Genomic DNA, 18,860 nt, shown 5'->3' with positions numbered 1-18,860 from the left:
CGACTGGGCGGAGTTCAGCCCGCCCAGGGCGGTGACTCGCGGCCGGTTCGTCGGTCCTAGCCGTGGCGCGACGCCCGATGGTCTCTCGGAGTCGATGTCTGCGCAGCCGGGACCGTGTCCGCTTCCTCCGGAACCCGCCCCGCCCCCCGCCGCGCGGCCACGGTCCACATGCCGAGCGCCAGCACCAGGACGCTCCCCGCGCCGATCCCACCCGCGGCTACCAACTTCATCGTGCCGCTACCGCTACCGCTACTGCTGCCTCTGCCGCCACCTTCACCTTCGTCGCCGACCACGCCCTCAAGAGCCCCTGACGGGACGTCGAACGCCCCCCGGGGCTGTGCCTGCCCCGCGTACGCCGGCTCCGCCTGCGGGGTGCCGTCCACCCGCACACGCAGTGTCAGCCCGAACGGACCGTCGCCGAACTTGTCGGCGACCTGCTCGGCGAGATGGACCACCAGGTAGTACGAGCCGGCGAATCGCATCCCGCTCACGCGGTTGCTGGGGGCGTAGCGGTTTTCGAAGGCGACCGGAGGGAGCGGGGCCAGCACGGCCGAACGCTGGCTGCCGTCGTATCCGGAACCTTCGTCGTCGACGAAGGCCCGTACGGGGTTGTACAGGGACATGGCCAGGGCCGTACCCAGATAGCCGTCGCCGCCGCTGGTCGAGCTGCCCAGTTCGGCAGTGGTGTAGAGCTGCTGTCCCCAGTCGACGGGCACCTCGTAGAAGAGCGTCTCTCCAGGAGTGATCGCGTCCTGCCAGACTCCCTGTTCAAGACTGGTTGCCCGGGTGAAGCCCGCACCACCTCGGCGGGGCTCGGGGTCGCCTGTGAGCGCGTCCGGCGAGGCGGAACTCCAGGTCTCGGGCGCGCTCGTCGAAGCGGTCCTCTTCAGGCTGGGCTCCGACACATAGGTGAGTTCCAGGTCCCAGTCGCCGGAGGAGGAACCCGTCGTACCGCTGCGCTCGACGACGACGTAGTACGTCCCCGCCGTCTGGCAGGCGTGCTGGTCGCTGCCGCTCTCCCGCGACGCCCAGGCGGCAATGGGGTGGGAACTCTGGGTGGCGCCGAAGTGGGTGGTCCCGGAGAAGGAGCAGTTGCGGCTGTTGGCGTCCTGCACGGACACCCTGACGCCGTCTCCGTAGGTGACCGCTTCGCCCGCCCTGGGGATGGCGGTGGCGGAGACGTATGCGTTGGACGTGGCGTCGAGTTCGAGACGGTAGTAGAGCTTGCTGTCTCTTCCTATGGAACTCTTGTACGTCTTTCCTGGCTTCAGGCGTACGGAGTTGGTGGTGCCCGCGGTGCCTTCGACCGGGGCGGCGTCCTCGGCGAAGGCGTACGGCTTCGGCGTACCGGAGACTTCCGCCTGCGTACCGGCGCCCGGCGCCTGCGTATCGGCGGCGGTTGCCTGCCCCGGCAGTGCGACCGTCGCGCACAGGATCGCTGCCGCGACCGCCGTCCCCGTAGTGACCGCGAACGCCCGGCCTTGCCACGACATCGCGCGCCACCGTGCCCTGCGCCGCCCCATCGCGCGCCACCCCTCGTCGTAGGCCTAAGGCCCTATCCGAAGGCCCTATCCGAAGGCCCCGTCCGTAGGCCCTCGCCGCGGGCATGCCCTTCCGCGTGCCCGTCAGCTGGTCCCTAGGCATGTCCCTAGGCATGTCCCTAGGCATGTCCATAGGCATGTCCAAAGGCATGTCCAAAGGCGTATACGCGGCGTGCGCACCACAGCCGAAACCACCCCGGGCCGTGGCCCATCCTGCCCCGACCGCCACCTCGCTACCCGCGCTATCGGGACGAGCGGCCGAAAGTCCCCTCTACGTAGTGCTCGAGTTCCTCATCGCAATTCAATCGTTCGCTCTTGCGAATCCAAGGCTCTCGGGCAACACAAAACCCCGACCGCGAGGCGGCCGGGGTCTGCTCTGAGACTGTCGTCTCGACTGTTGTCGATACTCACGAACCCGTGGGCACGGAGTCAGTCGCCTCCGTCCACAGATCCTGCTCGGCGCGATCCGCCTGGATCTGGCGGTACACGAGGAGCCCGCCGATGGCGGCCAGTGCGACCAGGAGGAGCTTCTTCACCGCGCGACCTCGTCTTTCCTTGACGTAGGGGACTTCTGGCGCCCGACTATACACACCGACCGATATCGATCGGTGACCTGCATCGATGGCCAACTCACCGCCGGGACAGTGCATTAGGGGCCAGGAATACCACTCCGATCAAAGGGTGATCACCCCCTCCGGACGGCGACTCCTTCCATCCTGCCCCTCCTTCCCGGTTTTCGGACCCCATGAGCCCGTCCGAGTGACTGTTCATCGGAAGATCGACACGCCACGAGCGTCGGTCCACCACTTCGCGACCCCCATACACATCATGAGGAAAGTACGCAAATCACCCAACCCGAAAGTGAGGAACCGTGGCCAGGAACCAGGTCATGAAGCTGTGGACCGCCATCGTGACGCTCCTGCTCTCCCTGTGTACGGCAGCCGGATTCGTCACGACGACCGCAGCCGCGGCCGTACCTCAGTCAGCACCCGTCCGCAACGCCGGGGCCCCGGCCGTGACGGTTCCGGCGGCGCCCCTCGGGTCCGGGGCCCATGATCGGGGCCTGCCTCCGACGATGAAGCAGCGCATCCGGGCAGAGGCCCACGGTTCGTCCCCCTCATGCCGTCATCGCCCGCCTCTGGACGCGACCGAGCCCGACTGGACCGACCCCTCGGCCGCAACAGGCACGACTACGGAAACCGGCTCCACAAGTCCGGTCGACTGCCCCACTGATGCTCGATGAGGGACAGGTGCCATCCCGTACGTCAGAGGGCAGCAGAAGATCTACCGGAGCCTTGTGACGCGAGCTCGCCAGGCAGTTCGGCGCGTGTGCCACAGAAGCAGAACAGTGCCGCCTCGGCGGTGGTCGGCGCCCCCAGGTCGAAGGTGAGGATCCCCTGCAGTTCCCGGAACAGTTCGACGAGGGACAAAGTGGACACGGATCAGTCGCGTCGTAGCTGTGCCAGCGACCTTCAGATGGCGCGGCTGAGCTGGAGCATCGCCTCGGCGTTCTTGACCAGGTCACGCTGCCTGGACTCGGGCAGTTGCCGGTAGAGCCGCAGCAACTGCGCTTCTCGTTCATTGCCACTGGGGCCGGGTACCGGCCGCCCGACGGAGGCGAAGAACTCCCGCCGCGTGGTCTTCACACCCCAGCGACGAAACACCTCCACCATCGCCCGCACTTTCTCGGGGTCGATGCGGGACGTACCACGGGTCCGGTTCACCCACGCGTTGAGCGTGGGGTACGAGATGCCAGCCTGCTCAGCCAGATCCTTCTGTGTCCGGCCGGGCGCTTGGGCAAGAAGGCGTTCCAGCAGGGCAGCCAGATCTTCACCCCCGTGGGCGAAGTCCTCGCCGGGGCCGACTTCGCCGGATGAATAAGGGCTTTTCGTCACGTTTTCGAGCATCAACGGACAACATACACACGCGTAAGTAGATTGCAGTTCGGCGTCCGGCATTCCTGGTACAGGAGGCGTTCCGCGCGCTGCCTGCGCACTACGGCAAACCCCTGAGAACCGAGCCCGGGTCTGGGGTCCGCACGGACTCTTCCCTCATTTCCCCGGCGCCCCCCGTGTGACGGCTGCTGCCGTACGCCTTCCCGCCTCGAGAATCTACATATACATGGAGATTGAATAGGGGCGACGTGGCCGCGGCCCGGCCCGCGTTGAGGTGGCCACGCCCCGAGGCTGCGCGGGCTTTCGAGTTTGATGGCCAGGCATACGTGCTGACCGTGCTCCCGTGAGACGCGCGAACGTTTCCTCATCGATCCGGTCCACGCGAGCCGGCCCACCGGATCAGCCGACCCACCGGATCAGCCGAGCCACCGGACTCGTTACGGGCTTTGGGCAGCTGCGGGACCTTTGGGCAGCTGCGGGACTCAGGCCCTGGACCCCGCACGCGGTCGGCTCCGGCCAACGGGAACCAACCGCGACCGCCGGTGTCCGTGCCGGTCGGTGTCAGACGTCGTTGTCACCGGACCCACACACCGTTGAGAGTGCCTGCGCAGCGCACTAGGCCCGTTCCTCGGTCGTCTCTGCCCTGAGTTTCACTGCCCGCTCACGCGGGTCGTACCCAGAGCCAACGCCCTCGACCAGCACGGCGTCCCCGTCGATGTGGTCGGTCCGCAGCCGCAGGATCTCCTGATACGCGGGGGACGCGTACCAGGCGCGGGCCTCGGCTATGCGGGGGAACTCAATCAACACCATGCTGCCTGGCCAGTTCCCCTCCACGACCTCGGTCGGCGGGCCGTGGACTAGGAAGCGGCCGTGAAACGGGCGGAGTGTGTCTTGGATGCGCTCCAAGTACTCAAGGACATCAGGGTGGTGACGGCGATCACGTAGGTGGGCAAAGCCATATGCGGGCACGTCCGCTTCCTTCCTTCGCTCCGGTAGGACAATTTGAACGTAGCCGTGCGCCACGCAGGCCGCGATTACCTCCGAGGTAAGCGCCGGACGAGCCGCTCAGATCCGACTGGCTCGCTCCGGAATCGCGCCATAGTCGAACCCGTTCCTCAACCCACCGTTTTCCCCAGCTCCATCCCGTCCGCCGTCGACCCACACACCGTGGAGCGGGCGTGGTTCATGGCGTCCAGACAGAGCGCGCCACTGTACGAACGACCTGGACGCATGGGCCGCGTCTGCTCGGCTCTGCCTGGGTGGGGCGGTGGACGGGACGGGAGCTTCCCGCGCACCCCATTACGGGCCAGCAGTCGGCAACGGCGCCCCCTCCGTCCCGATGCCGGCCGATCCCCCTCCGGAGGCATCGCCTTGACCGGGCGCCGAGCAATTCGGTGACCGCCGTGATCCTCAAGGCTCTCAAGACCGCTTCTTCGACAGCCGTGTTGCCGCTGCCGGAGTTCTGCACTCGCGCCCTGGAAGAGCGCCGGGAACTCGTTCCGACGAGAAGAACACGTCATGGTCCGGCTCGTGCCGTCGCTGGTCACCGATGATCTGCCGTTCCAGGTCTTGCAGATCACGGTCCGGCTCGCGCGGCTCACCCGTGGAACCCTGCCCGCCTATCGGAAGGTCCATCCCAAGGTCGCCTGGACGATCCTTCGGCACAGCCAGATCAGCATGACCGTGGACGTCTACACGCACGTGGTCGGCTGTCGGCTCCGACCAACGGGAAGCAACCGCGATGCTCGCCGAACTACTGGAAGACCCGCTCATCGGCTGATCGTCGCCGTTGGTGTCCGTTGGTGTCCGGTGGCGTCAAAAGGCCCCCAGCCTGATCGACTGGGGGCCTTTTCGCATGTGGGGCTAACAGGATTTGAACCTGTGGCCTCATCCTTATCAGGGATGCGCTCTAACCAACTGAGCTATAGCCCCGCCGCGCCTTGCGGTGTACGTCCCGCGCGCTGACCTCTGAAGATTAGCGCACGACGCGGCCAGTCCCAAAATCGATAGTCGGCGGACGTTTGGGAGGCCGTCGGCTCGTGCTTACTCGTCCTCTGCCAGCGTCAGCTCGATGCCGCCGACGAAGCCTGCGGAGAGGTTGTAGATGAACGCGCCGAGCGTGCCGAGCGCGGTGGCGAGGACGACGTCGATGACCGCGATGACCGACGTGAACATCAGGACGTGCGGCAGGGACAGGAACGACTGCAGGTCGAAACCGTTCGACTCGTTCGACCCCGTTGCCTCGGAGATGGTGCCGCCGACCGTCGAGAAGACGCCCATCGCGTCCATGACCATCCACAGCACCGCAGCCGCGACGATCGTGCAGATGCCGAGGGCGATGGAGAGCAGGAAGCTGACCTTCATCACCGACCACGGGTCGGCCTTGGCGACCCGCAGCCGTGCCTTGCGCGTCCGCGGCGTTGTACGCGCTCCGGTGCGCGGTCGGCGGACCGCTCCCGAAGGCGCCTGAGCCTGGTACGCCTGCGGCGGGTGGTACGGCTGTGCGGGCTGCGACGACTGCCGCTCCCCCGGCAGCGGCGAACCGGGCAACGGTGAGCCCGGCAGCGGTGAGCCCGGCAAAGGCGAACCCTGCTGCGGCGGCCCCGCCACCGGGGAACCAGGTGCCGGCGGCGCTCCTGCCGCGGCCTCCCCGCCCATGTAACTCTGGGCCTGCTGGCCTCGGGTGTCCGTCACAGTTCCCCCCTGGGATCCATGAGAGTCATGGGAGTCAGTCGCATCCATGGCGGGGCCACGGCCGCCGTCCGTTTCCGTACCGGTCGATCCGGCGCCCGTGGCTCCGCTCACGATGACTCACTCCTCGCGCTACTCGGCGGAGGACGGCTCGCCCTCTTCCGTACCGACGGCCTCGACGCCTTCGGCGGTCTCGTCCACGGCATCGTCGCCGTCGACTTCCTCCGCCTCGCGACCGGCCTCGGCGTTACGAGCGATACCGACAACGGCATCGCGCTTGCCAAGATTGATCAGTTGAACGCCCATGGTGTCACGGCCCGTCTCCCTGACCTCGTTGACTCGCGTACGAATCACGCCACCGGACAGCGTGATGGCGAGAATCTCATCGGTCTCCTCGACCACCAACGCGCCCACCAGAGAACCACGGTCCTCGACGATCTTGGCGGCCTTGATGCCCAGGCCACCGCGACCCTGGACGCGGTATTCGTCGACGTTGGTCCGCTTCGCGTACCCACCGTCTGTGGCAGTGAACACGAACGTACCGGGTCGAACAACATTCATCGAGAGCAGCTGGTCGCCCTCGCGGAAACTCATGCCCTTGACACCCGAGGTCGCACGGCCCATCGGTCGCAGCGCGTCATCCGTCGCCGTGAACCTGATCGACTGTGCCTTCTTGCTGATCAGAAGCAGATCATCTTCGGCCGAAACGAGTTCGGCTCCGATCAGTTCGTCGTCGGAACCGTCCTCCGTTTCGCGGAGATTGATCGCGATGACGCCGCCCGAACGCGGGGAATCGTAATCCTTAAGAGGCGTCTTCTTCACCAGGCCTCCCTTGGTGGCCAGGATCAGGTAGGGCGCCGCTTCATAGTCACGGACCGCGAGGATCTGCGCGATCTGCTCGTCCGGCTGGAAGGCCAGCAGGTTGGCGACGTGCTGGCCGCGCGCGTCACGGCCGGCGTCCGGAAGCTCGTACGCCTTCGCACGGTAGACGCGGCCCTTGTTGGTGAAGAACAGCAGCCAGTGGTGCGTCGTCGACACGAAGAAGTGGTCGACGATGTCGTCCTGCTTCAGCTTCGCGCCGCGTACGCCCTTGCCGCCGCGCTTCTGCGAGCGGTAGTCCTCGGTCTTGGTGCGCTTGATGTAGCCGCCGCGCGTGATGGTGACGACGATGTCCTCTTCGGCGATCAGGTCCTCCATGGACATGTCGCCGTCGAAGGGAATCAGCTTGGAGCGGCGGTCGTCGCCGAACTTGTCGACGATCGCGGTGAGTTCCTCGCTGATGATCTGCCGCTGCCGGACCGGCGAGGCGAGAATCGCGTTGTACTCGGTGATCTTCGCCTGGAGTTCGTCGTGCTCCTGGACGATCTTCTGACGCTCCAGAGCGGCCAGTCGGCGCAGCTGCATCTCAAGGATGGCGTTCGCCTGGATCTCGTCGATCTCCAGGAGGCCCATCAGGCCCTCACGCGCGATCTCCACGGTGTCGCTGCGCCGGATCAACGCAATGACCTCGTCGATGGCGTCCAGGGCCTTCAGGAGGCCACGCAGGATGTGCGCGCGCTCCTCGGCCTTGCGCAGCCGGAACTTCGTACGGCGGACGATGACCTCGATCTGGTGCGTCACCCAGTGGCGGATGAACGCGTCGAGCGACAGCGTGCGCGGGACGCCGTCGACCAGCGCCAGCATGTTGGCGCTGAAGTTCGACTGCAGATCGGTGTGCTTGTAGAGGTTGTTCAGTACGACCTTGGCGACCGCGTCCCGCTTCAGGACGATGACCAGGCGCTGGCCGGTGCGCGAGGACGTCTCGTCGCGGACGTCGGCGATGCCGCCGACCTTGCCGTCCTTGACAAGGTCGGCGATCTTCTGCGCGAGGTTGTCCGGGTTGACCTGGTAGGGGAGTTCGGTGACCACCAGACACTGGCGGTTCTGGATCTCCTCGACCTCGATGACCGCGCGCATCGTGATGGAGCCACGACCCGTGCGGTACGCCTCCTCGATGCCCTTTCGGCCCACGACCAGAGCGCCACTGGGGAAATCGGGGCCCTTGATGCGCTCGATCAGGGCGTCCAGGAGCTCCTCGTGGGAAGCCTCGGGGTTCTCCAGGTACCACTGGGCGCCCGCCGCGACCTCGCGGAGGTTGTGCGGCGGGATGTTCGTCGCCATGCCGACCGCGATGCCCGCCGAGCCGTTGATCAGCAGGTTCGGGAAGCGGGCCGGCAGGACGGTCGGCTCCTGGGAGCGGCCGTCGTAGTTGTCCGTGAAGTCGACGGTGTTTTCGTCGATGTCACGGACCATCTCCATGGAGAGCGGCATCAGCTTGCACTCGGTGTACCGCATGGCGGCGGCCGGGTCATTGCCCGGGGAACCGAAGTTGCCGTTGGAGTCCACGAGCGGCATCCGCATCGACCACGGCTGCGCGAGGCGGACCAGCGCGTCGTAGATCGAGGAGTCGCCGTGCGGGTGGTAGTTGCCCATGACGTCGCCGACGACGCGGGCGCACTTGTAGAAGCCCTTCTCGGGCCGGTAGCCGCCGTCGTACATGGCGTACAGGACGCGGCGGTGGACAGGCTTGAGACCGTCCCGTACGTCGGGCAGCGCGCGCGACACGATGACGGACATCGCGTAGTCGAGGTAGGAGCGCTGCATCTCGGTCTCGAGCCCGACGGGCTCGACACGCTGGGCGATGGCACCCTCTTCAGGCGTACTGGGAGTGTTCTCGTCGGTCATTGCTGGTCAAGATCCTTTCTGGTGCGGTCAGCTGAGACCGACTCAGATGTCGAGGAAACGGACGTCCTTGGCGTTGCGCTGGATGAACGCGCGGCGCGCCTCGACGTCCTCGCCCATGAGGACCGAGAACAGGTCGTCGGCCTGGGCGGCGTCGTCGAGAGTGACCTGGCCGAGGACGCGGTGCTCCTGGTCCATGGTCGTGATGCGCAGCTCCTCGGCGTTCATCTCGCCGAGACCCTTGAAGCGCTGGACCGAGTCCTCGCGGATGCGCTTGCCGGCCTGCTTGCCGAGCTCGATCAGCGCGTCGCGCTCACGGTCCGAGTAGGCGTACTCGAAGTCCTCGCGGCCCCACTTGATCTTGTAGAGCGGCGGACGCGAGAGGAACACGTGCCCGGCCTCGACCAGTGGCCGCATGAAGCGGAACAGGAACGTCAGCAGCAGGGTGTTGATGTGCTGGCCGTCGACGTCGGCGTCCGCCATCAAAATGATCTTGTGATAGCGGAGCTTCTCGATGTCGAAATCCTCGTGGACTCCGGTACCGAAGGCCGAGATCAGCGCCTGGATCTCCTGGTTCTGCAGGATCTTGTCGATCCGCGACTTCTCGACGTTGAGGATCTTGCCTCGGATCGGAAGGATCGCCTGGTACTGCGGGTTGCGGCCGGACTTGGCCGAGCCACCGGCGGAGTCACCCTCGACGATGAAGATCTCGCACTTGGTGGGGTCGTTCGACTGGCAGTCGGAGAGCTTGCCCGGCAGGGACGCCGATTCCAGCAGCCCCTTGCGGCGGGTGAGGTCACGCGCCTTGCGGGCCGCCACGCGCGCGGTGGCCGCCTGGATGGACTTGCGGATGATGTCCGAAGCCTCGTTCGGGTTGCGGTCCAGCCAGTCCGTCAGACGCTCGTGCACGACCTTCTGTACGAAGGTCTTCGCCTCGGTGTTGCCCAGCTTGGTCTTGGTCTGGCCCTCGAACTGCGGCTCACCGAGCTTGACCGAGATGATCGCGGTCAGACCCTCGCGGATGTCGTCTCCCGTGAGGTTGTCGTCCTTCTCGCGCAGCAGCTTCTTGTCGCGCGCATACCGGTTGATCAGACCAGTCAGAGCGGCCCGGAAGCCCTCTTCGTGGGTGCCGCCCTCGTGCGTGTGGATGGTGTTGGCGAAGGAGTACACACCCTCGCTGTAGCCGCTGTTCCACTGCATCGCGACCTCGAGGGAGAGCAGGCGCTCCTTGTCCTCGGCCTCGATGTCGATCACCGTGTCGTGGACGACGTCTCCCTTGCGGGAGTTCAGGTACTTCACAAAGTCGACGATGCCGCCCGCGTAGTGGTACGTGACGGTCTTGACCTCGGCGATCTCGTCCGCACCGGCCTCGTCGGCACCGGCGGTGGCCTTCGCCGACTCGCGCTCATCAGTGAGTTTGATGGTCAAACCCTTGTTGAGGAACGCCATCTCCTGGAGGCGCCGCGACAGCGTCTCGAAGGAGTAGTCGGTGGTCTCGAAAATGTCCGGGTCGGCCCAGAAGGTGACCGTCGTGCCGGTCTCGTCGGTCTCTTCGTTGCGTGCCAGCGGAGCGGTGGGGACGCCCAGCTTGTAGTCCTGCGTCCAGCGGTAACCGTCGGTCTTGACCTCGACGGCGACCTTCGTGGACAGCGCGTTGACGACGGAGACGCCCACGCCGTGCAGACCGCCGGAGACCGCGTAGCCGCCGCCGCCGAACTTGCCGCCCGCGTGCAGCACGGTCAGCACGACCTCGACGGCGGGCTTGCCCTCGGACGGGACGATGCCGACCGGGATGCCGCGACCGTTGTCGATGACTCGCACGCCGCCGTCGGCCAGGATCGTCACGTCGATCGTGTCCGCATGACCGGCCAGCGCCTCGTCGACGGAGTTGTCCACGACCTCCTGCACCAGGTGGTGCAGGCCGCGCTCACCGGTCGAGCCGATGTACATGCCGGGTCGCTTGCGGACCGCGTCCAGACCCTCGAGGACGGTGATGGCGTTGGCGTCGTACGAGGCGGGGACCTCGCCGTTCGAGGAGACTGCCTCGCCGTTCACGCCTGCGTCGGTGGACGGGATGTTCTCGTTGGGGTTGCCGGAATCGGCCACGAAGCGCCCTTTCTGGCACAGCACAAGCCAAACTCCGGCGGGTGGCCGGAGCGGCTGCGGCGTGTTGCGTTGGTAAGCCCTAGTCAGCGTTGCTCGGTGTGTCCCACAAGTGGGGCGGGATTAGCTTCCAGTCTACCGGTAGCGCCGACAGTGATGGGGGTTTGCCGGTACCTGAGTCCGCATGTGCCGCCCTGAACCGGTCTCGGCCGACTCCCCATATGCGGACCCGGGCCCAAAGAGGCTTACAGCGGCACTCAGCGCTTCCGGGTGTCAACCCTTCGCTACTGCCGAGTCAGGTCGGCGTTCGCAACCGCACCCGGTCAACCGTTGCCGACGGATCCGGGCCTGTGCCGATCACCCGTAGGTATCGCCGGGGCCCTTGCTCCCGGGGGCACGCAGGGGACCGAAGCGGCGGGGGGGACCTCCGGGACCCTGCACCTTGATCAGCCGCACCGCGCCGTGCCCGAGGTCCTGATTCAGCCGTTTCACCAACTCCGGGGCGAGCAGGCGCAACTGCGTCGCCCAGGCGGTCGAGTCGCACTGCACGGTCAGCACCCGCTCGGCCGGATCGTCGTCGTACCGCAGCGGAACACAGTGCTTGGCCAGGTCCTCGCCGACGATCTCCGGCCAGCGCCCCATCACGCCGCCCACCGCGGCCGGGCTCTCCCAGCCGCGCTCGGTGAGCAGCCGGTTGATGGCGGCACCGAGCGCCATGGGGTCGCGCCCGTCGGCGCGCGCGCCGGAGCGCAGCCCGCCACCGCGCCGTGCCTGCTTCTTCTGCTGAGCGGCATCCCCACGCGCGCGTGCCTGTTCCTTCGCGGCGCGCAGGGCCACCCGCGCGAGGTCGACGCCGGACGGCTCGGGCACCTTGGGTGCCGCTCCCGGGTCGGGTGTGTTCTCCGTCATACGCGCTCCACCCCGCCCTCGGACACGGAGTACCGCGTCCCCGTCAGTACGCCGGGTACGTCGTCGTCGACCGCGGCGGTCACCAGCACCTGCTCGCCCGGAGCGACGAGTTCCGCAAGCCGTTCTCTCCTGCGGGTGTCCAGCTCGGCGAACACGTCGTCCAGAACCAGCACCGGCTCGTTGCCCTCGGACCTGAGGAGGTCGTACGAGGCCAGACGCAGCGCCAGCGCGTACGACCAGGACTCGCCGTGTGACGCATATCCCTTCGCGGGCAGCTGGCCGAGCTTGAGCAGCAGTTCGTCCCGGTGGGGGCCCACCAGGGTGATCCCCCGCTCGATCTCCTGCTTACGGGCCTCCAGGAGGGCGGCCATCAGCTGCTCGTACAGCTCCTCGCGCGCGTGGCCGACGATTTCGGGCGAGGAGGGCTTGTACTCCAGCGCGATCGGGCCGCCGCCGGGCGCCAGCTGCTCGTACGCCTTGTCGGACAGCGGCTGGATCGCGGAGATCAGGTCGAGGCGCTGGGCGAGCAGTTCGGCGCCCACGCGCGCGAGGTGCTGGTCCCAGACGTCGAGGGTGGACAGGTCCATGGTGCGGCCGCCGTGCCGCCTGGCCAGTGCGGCCGACTTCAGGAGCGTGTTGCGCTGCCTGAGGACCCGGTCGTAGTCGGAGCGGACGCCCGCCATGCGCGGGGAGCGGGCGGTGATCAGCTCGTCGAGGAAGCGGCGCCGCTCGCCGGGGTCACCCTTGACCAGGGCGAGATCCTCGGGAGCAAACAGCACGGTCCGTACGATGCCGAGCACGTCACGGGGTCTGACCTGCGACGACCTGTTGATGCGGGCACGATTCGCCTTGCCAGGATTCAGCTCCAGCTCGATGAGCTGCTGGCGCTCGCCCTGGCGAACATTGGCCCTGATGATCGCGCGGTCGGCACCCATGCGCACCAGCGGGGCGTCGGAGGAGACGCGGTGGCTGCCGAGGGTCGCGAGATAGCCGACCGCCTCGACCAGGTTCGTCTTGCCCTGTCCGTTGGGGCCCACGAACGCGGTGACACCCGGGTCGAGCGGGACCTCCACCTGGGCGTAGGAACGGAAGTCGGCAAGCGACAGATGCGTGACGTGCATGGTCGTTCGCCGACCTCCCCCAGGTTGTGGATCCGCGGGCCCCTCGGCCTGTGGATCTGTGGATTACTTCTTCTCGACGGCGTGGCCGCCGAACTGGTTGCGCAGTGCCGCGACCATCTTCATCTGTGGTGAGTCGTCCTGGCGGGAGGCGAAGCGGGCGAAGAGTGAGGCGGTGATCGCGGGCAGCGGGACGGAGTTGTCGATGGCTGCCTCGACGGTCCAGCGGCCCTCGCCGGAGTCCTCGGCGAAGCCGCGGAGCTTGTCGAGGTGCTCGTCCTTGTCGAGGGCGTTGACGGCGAGGTCGAGCAGCCAGGAGCGGATGACGGTGCCTTCCTGCCAGGAGCGGAAGACTTCGCGTACGTCGGTGACGGAGTCGACCTTCTCCAGGAGTTCCCAGCCCTCGGCGTAGGCCTGCATCATGGCGTACTCGATGCCGTTGTGGACCATCTTGGAGAAGTGGCCCGCGCCGACCTTGCCGGCGTGGACGAAGCCGAAGTCGCCCTCGGGCTTGAGGGCGTCGAAGACCGGCTGGACCTTCGCGATGTTCCCGGCGTCGCCGCCGACCATCAGTGCGTAGCCGTTGTCCAGGCCCCACACGCCGCCCGAGACGCCCGCGTCGACGAAGCCGATGCCCTTGATGCCGAGTTCGACGGCGTGCTTCTCGTCGTCCGTCCAGCGGGAGTTCCCGCCGTCCACGACCACGTCACCGGGCGACAGAAGCGCGGCCAGCTCGTCGATGGTGGACTGCGTCGCCGCGCCCGCCGGGACCATCACCCACACCACCCGCGGGCCTTCGAGCTTGCTCACAAGCTCTTCCAGGCTGCTCACGTCGGCGAGGTCCGGGTTGCGGTCGTATCCGACGACGGTGTGGTCTGCGCGGCGGATCCGCTCGCGCATGTTGCCGCCCATCTTGCCGAGGCCGACGAGACCGAGCTCCATCAGTTGTTCCTTAGGTTTGCGACGTGGCGTGAGGGCACTCTCGTACCTGCCTCCGAGCCTAAACCTGGGGGTCCCTCCCACGCCTTTCGGGCAGTGGGGGAGCTCACGTACACCTGTGGGCACACCCGCTCAGATGTACGCCCCACCTGCGACTTCGGCGGCCGATGGGCCGGCCGTCGCGCGTCAGCCGCTGAGGCGCACCGGCATGATCAGGTACTTGTAGGCCTCGTCCGCCTCGGCGTCCAGGGCGGGCTTGCCACTCAGCAGCGCGGGCTTCGTGGACGTCGTGAAGGAGAGCTGGGCGACCGGCGAGTCGATGGCGCTCAGGCCGTCGAGCAGGAACGTCGGGTTGAAGGCGATCGAGACGTCGTCACCCTCCAGCTGGGCGTCGACCCTCTCCACAGCCTGTGCGTCGTCGCTGGAGCCCGCCTCCAGGATCAGCACGCCCTGCTCGAAGCTCAGCCGCACCGGCGTGTTCCGCTCGGCTACCAGGGCCACACGCTTGACGGCCTCGACGAAGGGGGCGGTCTCGATGACGGCGATCGAGTTGAACTCGGTCGGGAACAGCGAGCGGTACTTCGGGAGGTCACCTTCGAGCAGCCGGGTGGTCGTGCGCCGCCCCGCGCCCTCGAAGCCGATCAGGCCCTCGCCGGCACCGGAGCCGGACAGCGCCAGGATCACGCTGTCGCCGCTCGTAAGGGCCTTGGCGGTGTCCAGGAGCGTCTTGGCGGGCACCAGGGCCACCGCGGACGCCTCGGGGTTCTCCGGCTTCCACAGGAACTCACGGACCGCGAAGCGGTAGCGGTCGGTGGAGGCGAGGGTGACCGTGTCGCCCTCGATCTCGATGCGGACGCCGGTGAGGACGGGCAGGGTGTCGTCGCGGCCGGCCGCGATGGCCACCTGGGCGGCCGCGGAGGCGAAGACCTCGCCAGGGACGGTGCCGGTCGCCGACGGCATCTGCGGCAGCGCCGGGTACTCCTCCACAGGGAGGGTGTGGAGTGTGAATCGCGAGGAGCCGCAGACCACGCTCGCCCGTACACCGTCTGTGGAGATCTCCACCGGCCGGTTGGGGAGGGCGCGGCAGATGTCGGCGAGCAGGCGGCCGGAGACGAGCACCGTGCCTTCCTCGTCGATCTCGGCGTCCACCGAGACCCGTGCCGAGACCTCGTAGTCGAAGCTGGAGAGGCTCAGGGCGCCCTCCTCGGCCTTCAGGAGCAGGCCGGCGAGCACAGGAGCCGGCGGACGGGCCGGGAGGCTGCGTGCCGCCCAGGCCACTGCCTCCGCGAGTACGTCGCGTTCCACCCGGATCTTCACCGTTGCCGCCTCCGTCTGTTGCCGGCGCTCTCGCCCTGCTGGCCTTCGTCATCTGACTCGGTGTCGTTCGACCCAGGGATGGGCAGGACACCGGGGACCAGTCTGACGCACAGCACTGACAGTCGGTGCCCCTCGGGGTCAAGTCGTGCCGAGCCGCACCGGAGGCTCCGAGCGGGAGTTGTGCACAGCCCCCACTTCGAATCGACTCTCAGGCTCTCTCTAGTTGGTCTTAGTAGTAGGGCCTGTGGAAACCGTGGATAACCCTGTTTCCGCAGCTCAGAGGCGATTTTTTGTCCACTGACCCTGTGGGTGGGAGCGGTGGAAAACCAGGCTCTTCTGTGGACGGCGAAAAGTTCTGCACACTCGATGCACAGGCGGAGGTCACTTCTCCCCAGCGCCGTCCCCAGATTTGCCCACGTTCCCCACAGGGCAACCGGACACCCTGGTGTGATGCCTTTCACTCGACACGGTGAGAGGGCGCGTCGGGTTGCCGAACAGTGGACAGAGGTGTGGAGAAGCTGGAGATCGCTGGGGACAACTCGGCCCCGCCTGTGGGTCGGCGGTGGACAACTTGGCACACACCCTGTGGATCTTTTCTTCGTCCACAGCCTGTGGAGAATGTTCGTCCACCAATCCACAAGCGGGTGACCTGGTCTGATGACATTCCAACAGGGCGGCCTGTGGACACGATCTGGACAACTTCCCAGTCCCCAGGGTGTGGACGCCGGAAAGTCACCGAATCTGTGGAGAGTGGCCGTAACCCGGCTCGTAATCGAACAGAGGATGACCGTCGATCGACGAAAGGGCGCCCTCCGTGGGCGTACGAAAACGTCGGCGAGGCCCTCGGCACGGGTACGAGAACGGCTCCGGGCGGCCTCCGTAGACGTCTGTACACGTCTGAAGACCTCGGCAGGCGCGCCTCCGGGACGGTCCGGGACGGTCCGGGACGGGTCCGGAAACGGGTCCGGAAACGGGTCCGGAAACGGCGAAAGGCGCCCTCGGGAAGGTGTCCCGGGGCGCCCTCAGCGACGTACGACGGTCTCTTTCGCCGTCGCTGTCAGCCGTTCTTGATGCGGTTCGTGAGCTCGGTGACCTGGTTGTAGATGGAGCGGCGCTCGGCCATGAGCGCGCGAATCTTGCGGTCGGCGTGCATCACGGTCGTGTGGTCGCGGCCGCCGAACTGTGCGCCGATCTTCGGCAGTGAGAGGTCGGTGAGCTCGCGGCAGAGGTACATGGCGATCTGGCGTGCCGTCACCAGGACGCGGCTGCGAGAGGAGCCGCACAGGTCGTCCACCGTGAGCCCGAAGTAGTCGGCGGTGGCCGCCATGATGGCCGGCGCGGTGATCTCCGGAGACGAGTCCTCGCCGCCGGGGATCAGGTCCTTGAGGACGATCTCCGTCAGGCCGAGGTCCACCGGTTGCCGGTTGAGCGACGCGAACGCCGTCACCCGGATCAGCGCGCCCTCCAGCTCGCGGATGTTCCGCGAGATGCGGGACGCGATGAACTCCAGCACCTCCGGCGGGGCGTTGAGCTGTTCCTGCACCGCCTTCTTACGAAGGATGGCGATTCGGGTCTCCAGCTCGGGTGGCTGGACGTCCGTGATCAGACCCCACTCGAAACGGTTCCGCAGCCGGTCCTCGAGGGTGACCAGCTGCTTGGGCGGCCGGTCACTGGAGAGCACGATCTGCTTGTTCGCGTTGTGGAGCGTGTTGAAGGTGTGGAAGAACTCCTCCTGTGTCGACTCCTTGTCCGCCAGGAACTGGATGTCGTCGACGAGCAGGATGTCCATCTCGCGGTACCGCTTGCGGAAGCTGTCGCCCTTGCCGTCGCGGATGGAGTTGATGAACTCGTTCGTGAACTCCTCCGAGCTCACGTACCGCACCCGCGTGCCCGGGTAGAGGCTGCGTGCGTAGTGCCCGATCGCGTGCAGCAGGTGCGTCTTGCCGAGACCGGACTCCCCGTAGATGAAGAGCGGGTTGTATGCCTTCGCCGGTGCCTCGGCCACGGCGACCGCGGCGGCGTGCGCGAAGCGGTTCGAGGCGCCGATGACGAAGGTGTCGAAGAGGTACTTCGGGTTGAGGCGCGCGGTGGGCTCGCCCGGACCACTCGCCGGTGCGGGCTGCGCGGCCAGCGGGCCCGGGGCGCCGCTGGATGAGGGCAGCGAGGGGCCGCCGCGGTGCATGTGGCCGCTGCCGACGCTCGGGTCCTGAAGATCACGGCGGTCGGGGCGCTGGTCGTAGTCGGAACGCTGCTGGTCGTAGTCAGGGCGCTGCTGCTCGTAAGGCGGGCGGTCCATGGACTGCGGCCGGTAGTCCTGCGGGGGCGAGGCGTATGGGTCGCGCTCCGGGAACCCGAGGCGCTGCTGCTGCCAGCCGTAGTCGTCCTGGTGACGCGGCCAGGCGCCGGGCTCGGGCCGCTGGTAGTCGGGGTAGGCGGGGCGGGCGCTCGGGAGCTGGTCACCGGGGGCCCCGGGGAGTTGGTCGGAGCGGCCGGACCTGTGGTCGTCGGCGCGGTGGCGGCCGTACCCGTCGTATCCGTCGCGGCGCTGACTGTCGTAGGGGTTCCGCTCGTCGCGTGCCTGGCTGTCGTAGGGGGGTCGCTCGTCGCGCCCCTGGCTGTCGTACGGGGGTCGCTCGTCGCGCGTCTGGTTGTCGTACGGGCTCCGGTCGTCGCGGGTCTGACCGTCGTACGAGTCGCGGGGCTGGCTCTGGCCCTGCCCCGAGGGAGGCTCGGACTCCTCGTACCGGGGCTGGGCGGGCACCGGCGGTCCGCCGGCGGAGTCGTCGACGGTGATGGCGATGCGGATCGGGCGGCCGCACTCGCGGCTCAGGGTCTCGCTGACGATCGGCGCGAGACGGCCTTCCAGTACGCCCTTCGCGAACTCGTTGGGGACCGCGAGGAGTGCGGTGTCCGCGACCAGAGCCAGGGGCTGGCAGCGCTTGATCCAGTGCTCGTCCTTCGCCTCGACACCCTGACCGCGGCCCTCGCCGAGAAGTTGCTCCATTACTCGTGGCCACACTGCGGCAAGATCGGCAGGTACGTCAGCCACAGGGCACGCTCTCTCATGGGTCCCACGAACGTGTGGTTCTGGGAGCAGGTTGGGAAGATCACTCGGGTGGGGCGGTGGGAGCAAAGCTGCTGGAGCGGTGGGGACAAAGCCGCTGGGGCGGTGAGAAGGGAACGAATCGGAGTCTGGCCACGGTAGTCAGGGCGACCGCTGCGGTTCAAGTTGTTGTCCCCAGCCTGTGGATAGTGTCTCCTGGCAGGTACTGGTTTGACCGGATGGCGTAGCCGCGCGTACCGTGACCAGGTCGAGTTGTCGATGGCTGCTGCCGCCTGCCTCCGATGGGCACAGGTCACTTCGAGTGATTGGGAAGCGGTGCACTCGGGCGTGTACGAGCTACTCGTGGGCGCACGGTGACAGCCAGGACGGCATCCCGCCACCACCGATTATTTCTGGAGCCCCCGAGTGAGCAAGCGCACCTTCCAGCCGAACAACCGTCGTCGCGCCAAGACCCACGGCTTCCGCCTGCGGATGCGCACCCGTGCCGGCCGCGCGATTCTCGCGAACCGTCGTGGCAAGGGCCGATCCAGCCTGTCCGCCTGATCACTTACAGGTCATGACG

General features: G+C 67.2%; 15 protein-coding genes and 1 tRNA gene. 2 read left to right on the top strand and 14 right to left on the bottom strand.

Annotated features, from left to right (window positions below; translation table 11 throughout):
* Positions 1-56: 56 nt before the first annotated feature.
* Positions 57-1,493, bottom strand: coding sequence for a hypothetical protein (locus ACFYPC_RS20285; protein ID WP_388677871.1), 1,437 nt, complete (start codon positions 1,491-1,493; stop codon positions 57-59).
* 455 nt (positions 1,494-1,948) lie between these two features.
* On the bottom strand, positions 1,949-2,077 hold the full coding sequence (locus tag ACFYPC_RS20280) for a DLW-39 family protein (RefSeq protein WP_003999697.1): 129 nt from the start codon (positions 2,075-2,077) through the stop codon (positions 1,949-1,951).
* 353 nt (positions 2,078-2,430) lie between these two features.
* Here ACFYPC_RS20280 and ACFYPC_RS20275 point away from each other — a divergent pair, with 353 nt between their 5' ends.
* Positions 2,431-2,784 carry a DUF6344 domain-containing protein gene (locus ACFYPC_RS20275; RefSeq protein WP_388677869.1) on the top strand — a complete coding sequence of 118 codons (354 nt, stop codon included), beginning with the start codon at positions 2,431-2,433 and terminating at the stop codon, positions 2,782-2,784.
* Between the two features lie 22 nt (positions 2,785-2,806).
* On the opposite strand, the gene ACFYPC_RS20270 is transcribed toward ACFYPC_RS20275, so the two are convergent.
* The 12 genes from ACFYPC_RS20270 to dnaA all read right to left on the bottom strand — a co-directional run bounded on the left by ACFYPC_RS20270 (position 2,807) and on the right by dnaA (position 18,283).
* Complete coding sequence (locus ACFYPC_RS20270) at positions 2,807-2,980, bottom strand: hypothetical protein (protein ID WP_388677867.1); 174 nt, start codon at positions 2,978-2,980, stop codon at positions 2,807-2,809.
* 33 nt (positions 2,981-3,013) lie between these two features.
* Entirely contained in the window at positions 3,014-3,448 is a 435-nt protein-coding gene (locus tag ACFYPC_RS20265; RefSeq protein WP_388677864.1) for a helix-turn-helix domain-containing protein, read from the bottom strand.
* A gap of 603 nt (positions 3,449-4,051) precedes the next feature.
* Positions 4,052-4,405, bottom strand: coding sequence for a DUF1330 domain-containing protein (locus ACFYPC_RS20260; protein WP_388677862.1), 354 nt, complete (start codon positions 4,403-4,405; stop codon positions 4,052-4,054).
* A gap of 889 nt (positions 4,406-5,294) precedes the next feature.
* Positions 5,295-5,368, bottom strand: a tRNA-Ile gene (locus tag ACFYPC_RS20255).
* Between the two features lie 111 nt (positions 5,369-5,479).
* On the bottom strand, positions 5,480-6,241 hold the full coding sequence (locus ACFYPC_RS20250; RefSeq protein ID WP_388677859.1) for a DUF3566 domain-containing protein: 762 nt from the start codon (positions 6,239-6,241) through the stop codon (positions 5,480-5,482).
* Positions 6,242-6,259: 18 nt separating this feature from the next.
* Positions 6,260-8,851, bottom strand: a complete 2,592-nt coding sequence (gene gyrA, locus ACFYPC_RS20245) for a DNA gyrase subunit A (protein ID WP_388677856.1) — start codon at positions 8,849-8,851, stop codon at positions 6,260-6,262.
* A 42-nt stretch (positions 8,852-8,893) separates the two neighbouring features.
* Entirely contained in the window at positions 8,894-10,978 is a 2,085-nt protein-coding gene (gyrB, locus tag ACFYPC_RS20240) for a DNA topoisomerase (ATP-hydrolyzing) subunit B (protein ID WP_388677853.1), read from the bottom strand.
* 330 nt (positions 10,979-11,308) lie between these two features.
* Positions 11,309-11,860, bottom strand: a complete 552-nt coding sequence (locus ACFYPC_RS20235) for a DUF721 domain-containing protein (protein WP_388677850.1) — start codon at positions 11,858-11,860, stop codon at positions 11,309-11,311.
* Positions 11,857-12,981, bottom strand: a complete 1,125-nt coding sequence (gene recF, locus ACFYPC_RS20230; RefSeq protein ID WP_388677847.1) for a DNA replication/repair protein RecF — start codon at positions 12,979-12,981, stop codon at positions 11,857-11,859. The genes ACFYPC_RS20235 and recF overlap by 4 nt, the downstream gene beginning before the upstream one ends.
* 63 nt (positions 12,982-13,044) lie before the next feature.
* Positions 13,045-13,920: a phosphogluconate dehydrogenase (NAD(+)-dependent, decarboxylating) gene (gene gnd, locus ACFYPC_RS20225; RefSeq protein WP_388677845.1), complete on the bottom strand. Its 876-nt coding sequence runs from the start codon at positions 13,918-13,920 to the stop codon at positions 13,045-13,047.
* A 183-nt stretch (positions 13,921-14,103) separates the two neighbouring features.
* Positions 14,104-15,234, bottom strand: coding sequence for a DNA polymerase III subunit beta (gene dnaN, locus ACFYPC_RS20220; RefSeq protein ID WP_363107060.1), 1,131 nt, complete (start codon positions 15,232-15,234; stop codon positions 14,104-14,106).
* A gap of 1,057 nt (positions 15,235-16,291) precedes the next feature.
* On the bottom strand, positions 16,292-18,283 hold the full coding sequence (gene dnaA / locus ACFYPC_RS20215) for a chromosomal replication initiator protein DnaA (RefSeq protein WP_388677842.1): 1,992 nt from the start codon (positions 18,281-18,283) through the stop codon (positions 16,292-16,294).
* A 420-nt stretch (positions 18,284-18,703) separates the two neighbouring features.
* On the opposite strand from dnaA, the gene rpmH reads away from it, so the two are divergent.
* A complete protein-coding gene (gene rpmH / locus ACFYPC_RS20210) occupies positions 18,704-18,841 on the top strand; it encodes a 50S ribosomal protein L34 (RefSeq protein WP_003967884.1) in 138 nt (45 codons plus the stop codon).
* Positions 18,842-18,860: the final 19 nt, after the last annotated feature.

It is taken from the genome of Streptomyces sp. NPDC005808, assembly GCF_042871385.1.
Lineage (GTDB): Bacteria > Actinomycetota > Actinomycetes > Streptomycetales > Streptomycetaceae > Streptomyces.
The sequence above is the reverse complement of the archived record's forward strand: the minus strand, read 5'-3'. Positions and strand labels throughout refer to the sequence as shown.

Excerpts from the sequence above, each read along its gene's own strand:
- ACFYPC_RS20285 (WP_388677871.1), bottom strand. The coding sequence starts at position 1,493 with ATGTCGTGGCAAGGCCGGGCGTTCGCGGTCACTACGGGGACGGCGGTC.
- ACFYPC_RS20275 (WP_388677869.1), top strand. The coding sequence starts at position 2,431 with ATGAAGCTGTGGACCGCCATCGTGACGCTCCTGCTCTCCCTGTGTACG.
- ACFYPC_RS20265 (WP_388677864.1), bottom strand. The coding sequence starts at position 3,448 with ATGCTCGAAAACGTGACGAAAAGCCCTTATTCATCCGGCGAAGTCGGC.
- gyrA (WP_388677856.1), bottom strand. The coding sequence starts at position 8,851 with ATGACCGACGAGAACACTCCCAGTACGCCTGAAGAGGGTGCCATCGCC.
- ACFYPC_RS20235 (WP_388677850.1), bottom strand. The coding sequence starts at position 11,860 with ATGACGGAGAACACACCCGACCCGGGAGCGGCACCCAAGGTGCCCGAG.
- recF (WP_388677847.1), bottom strand. The coding sequence starts at position 12,981 with ATGCACGTCACGCATCTGTCGCTTGCCGACTTCCGTTCCTACGCCCAG.
- gnd (WP_388677845.1), bottom strand. The coding sequence starts at position 13,920 with ATGGAGCTCGGTCTCGTCGGCCTCGGCAAGATGGGCGGCAACATGCGC.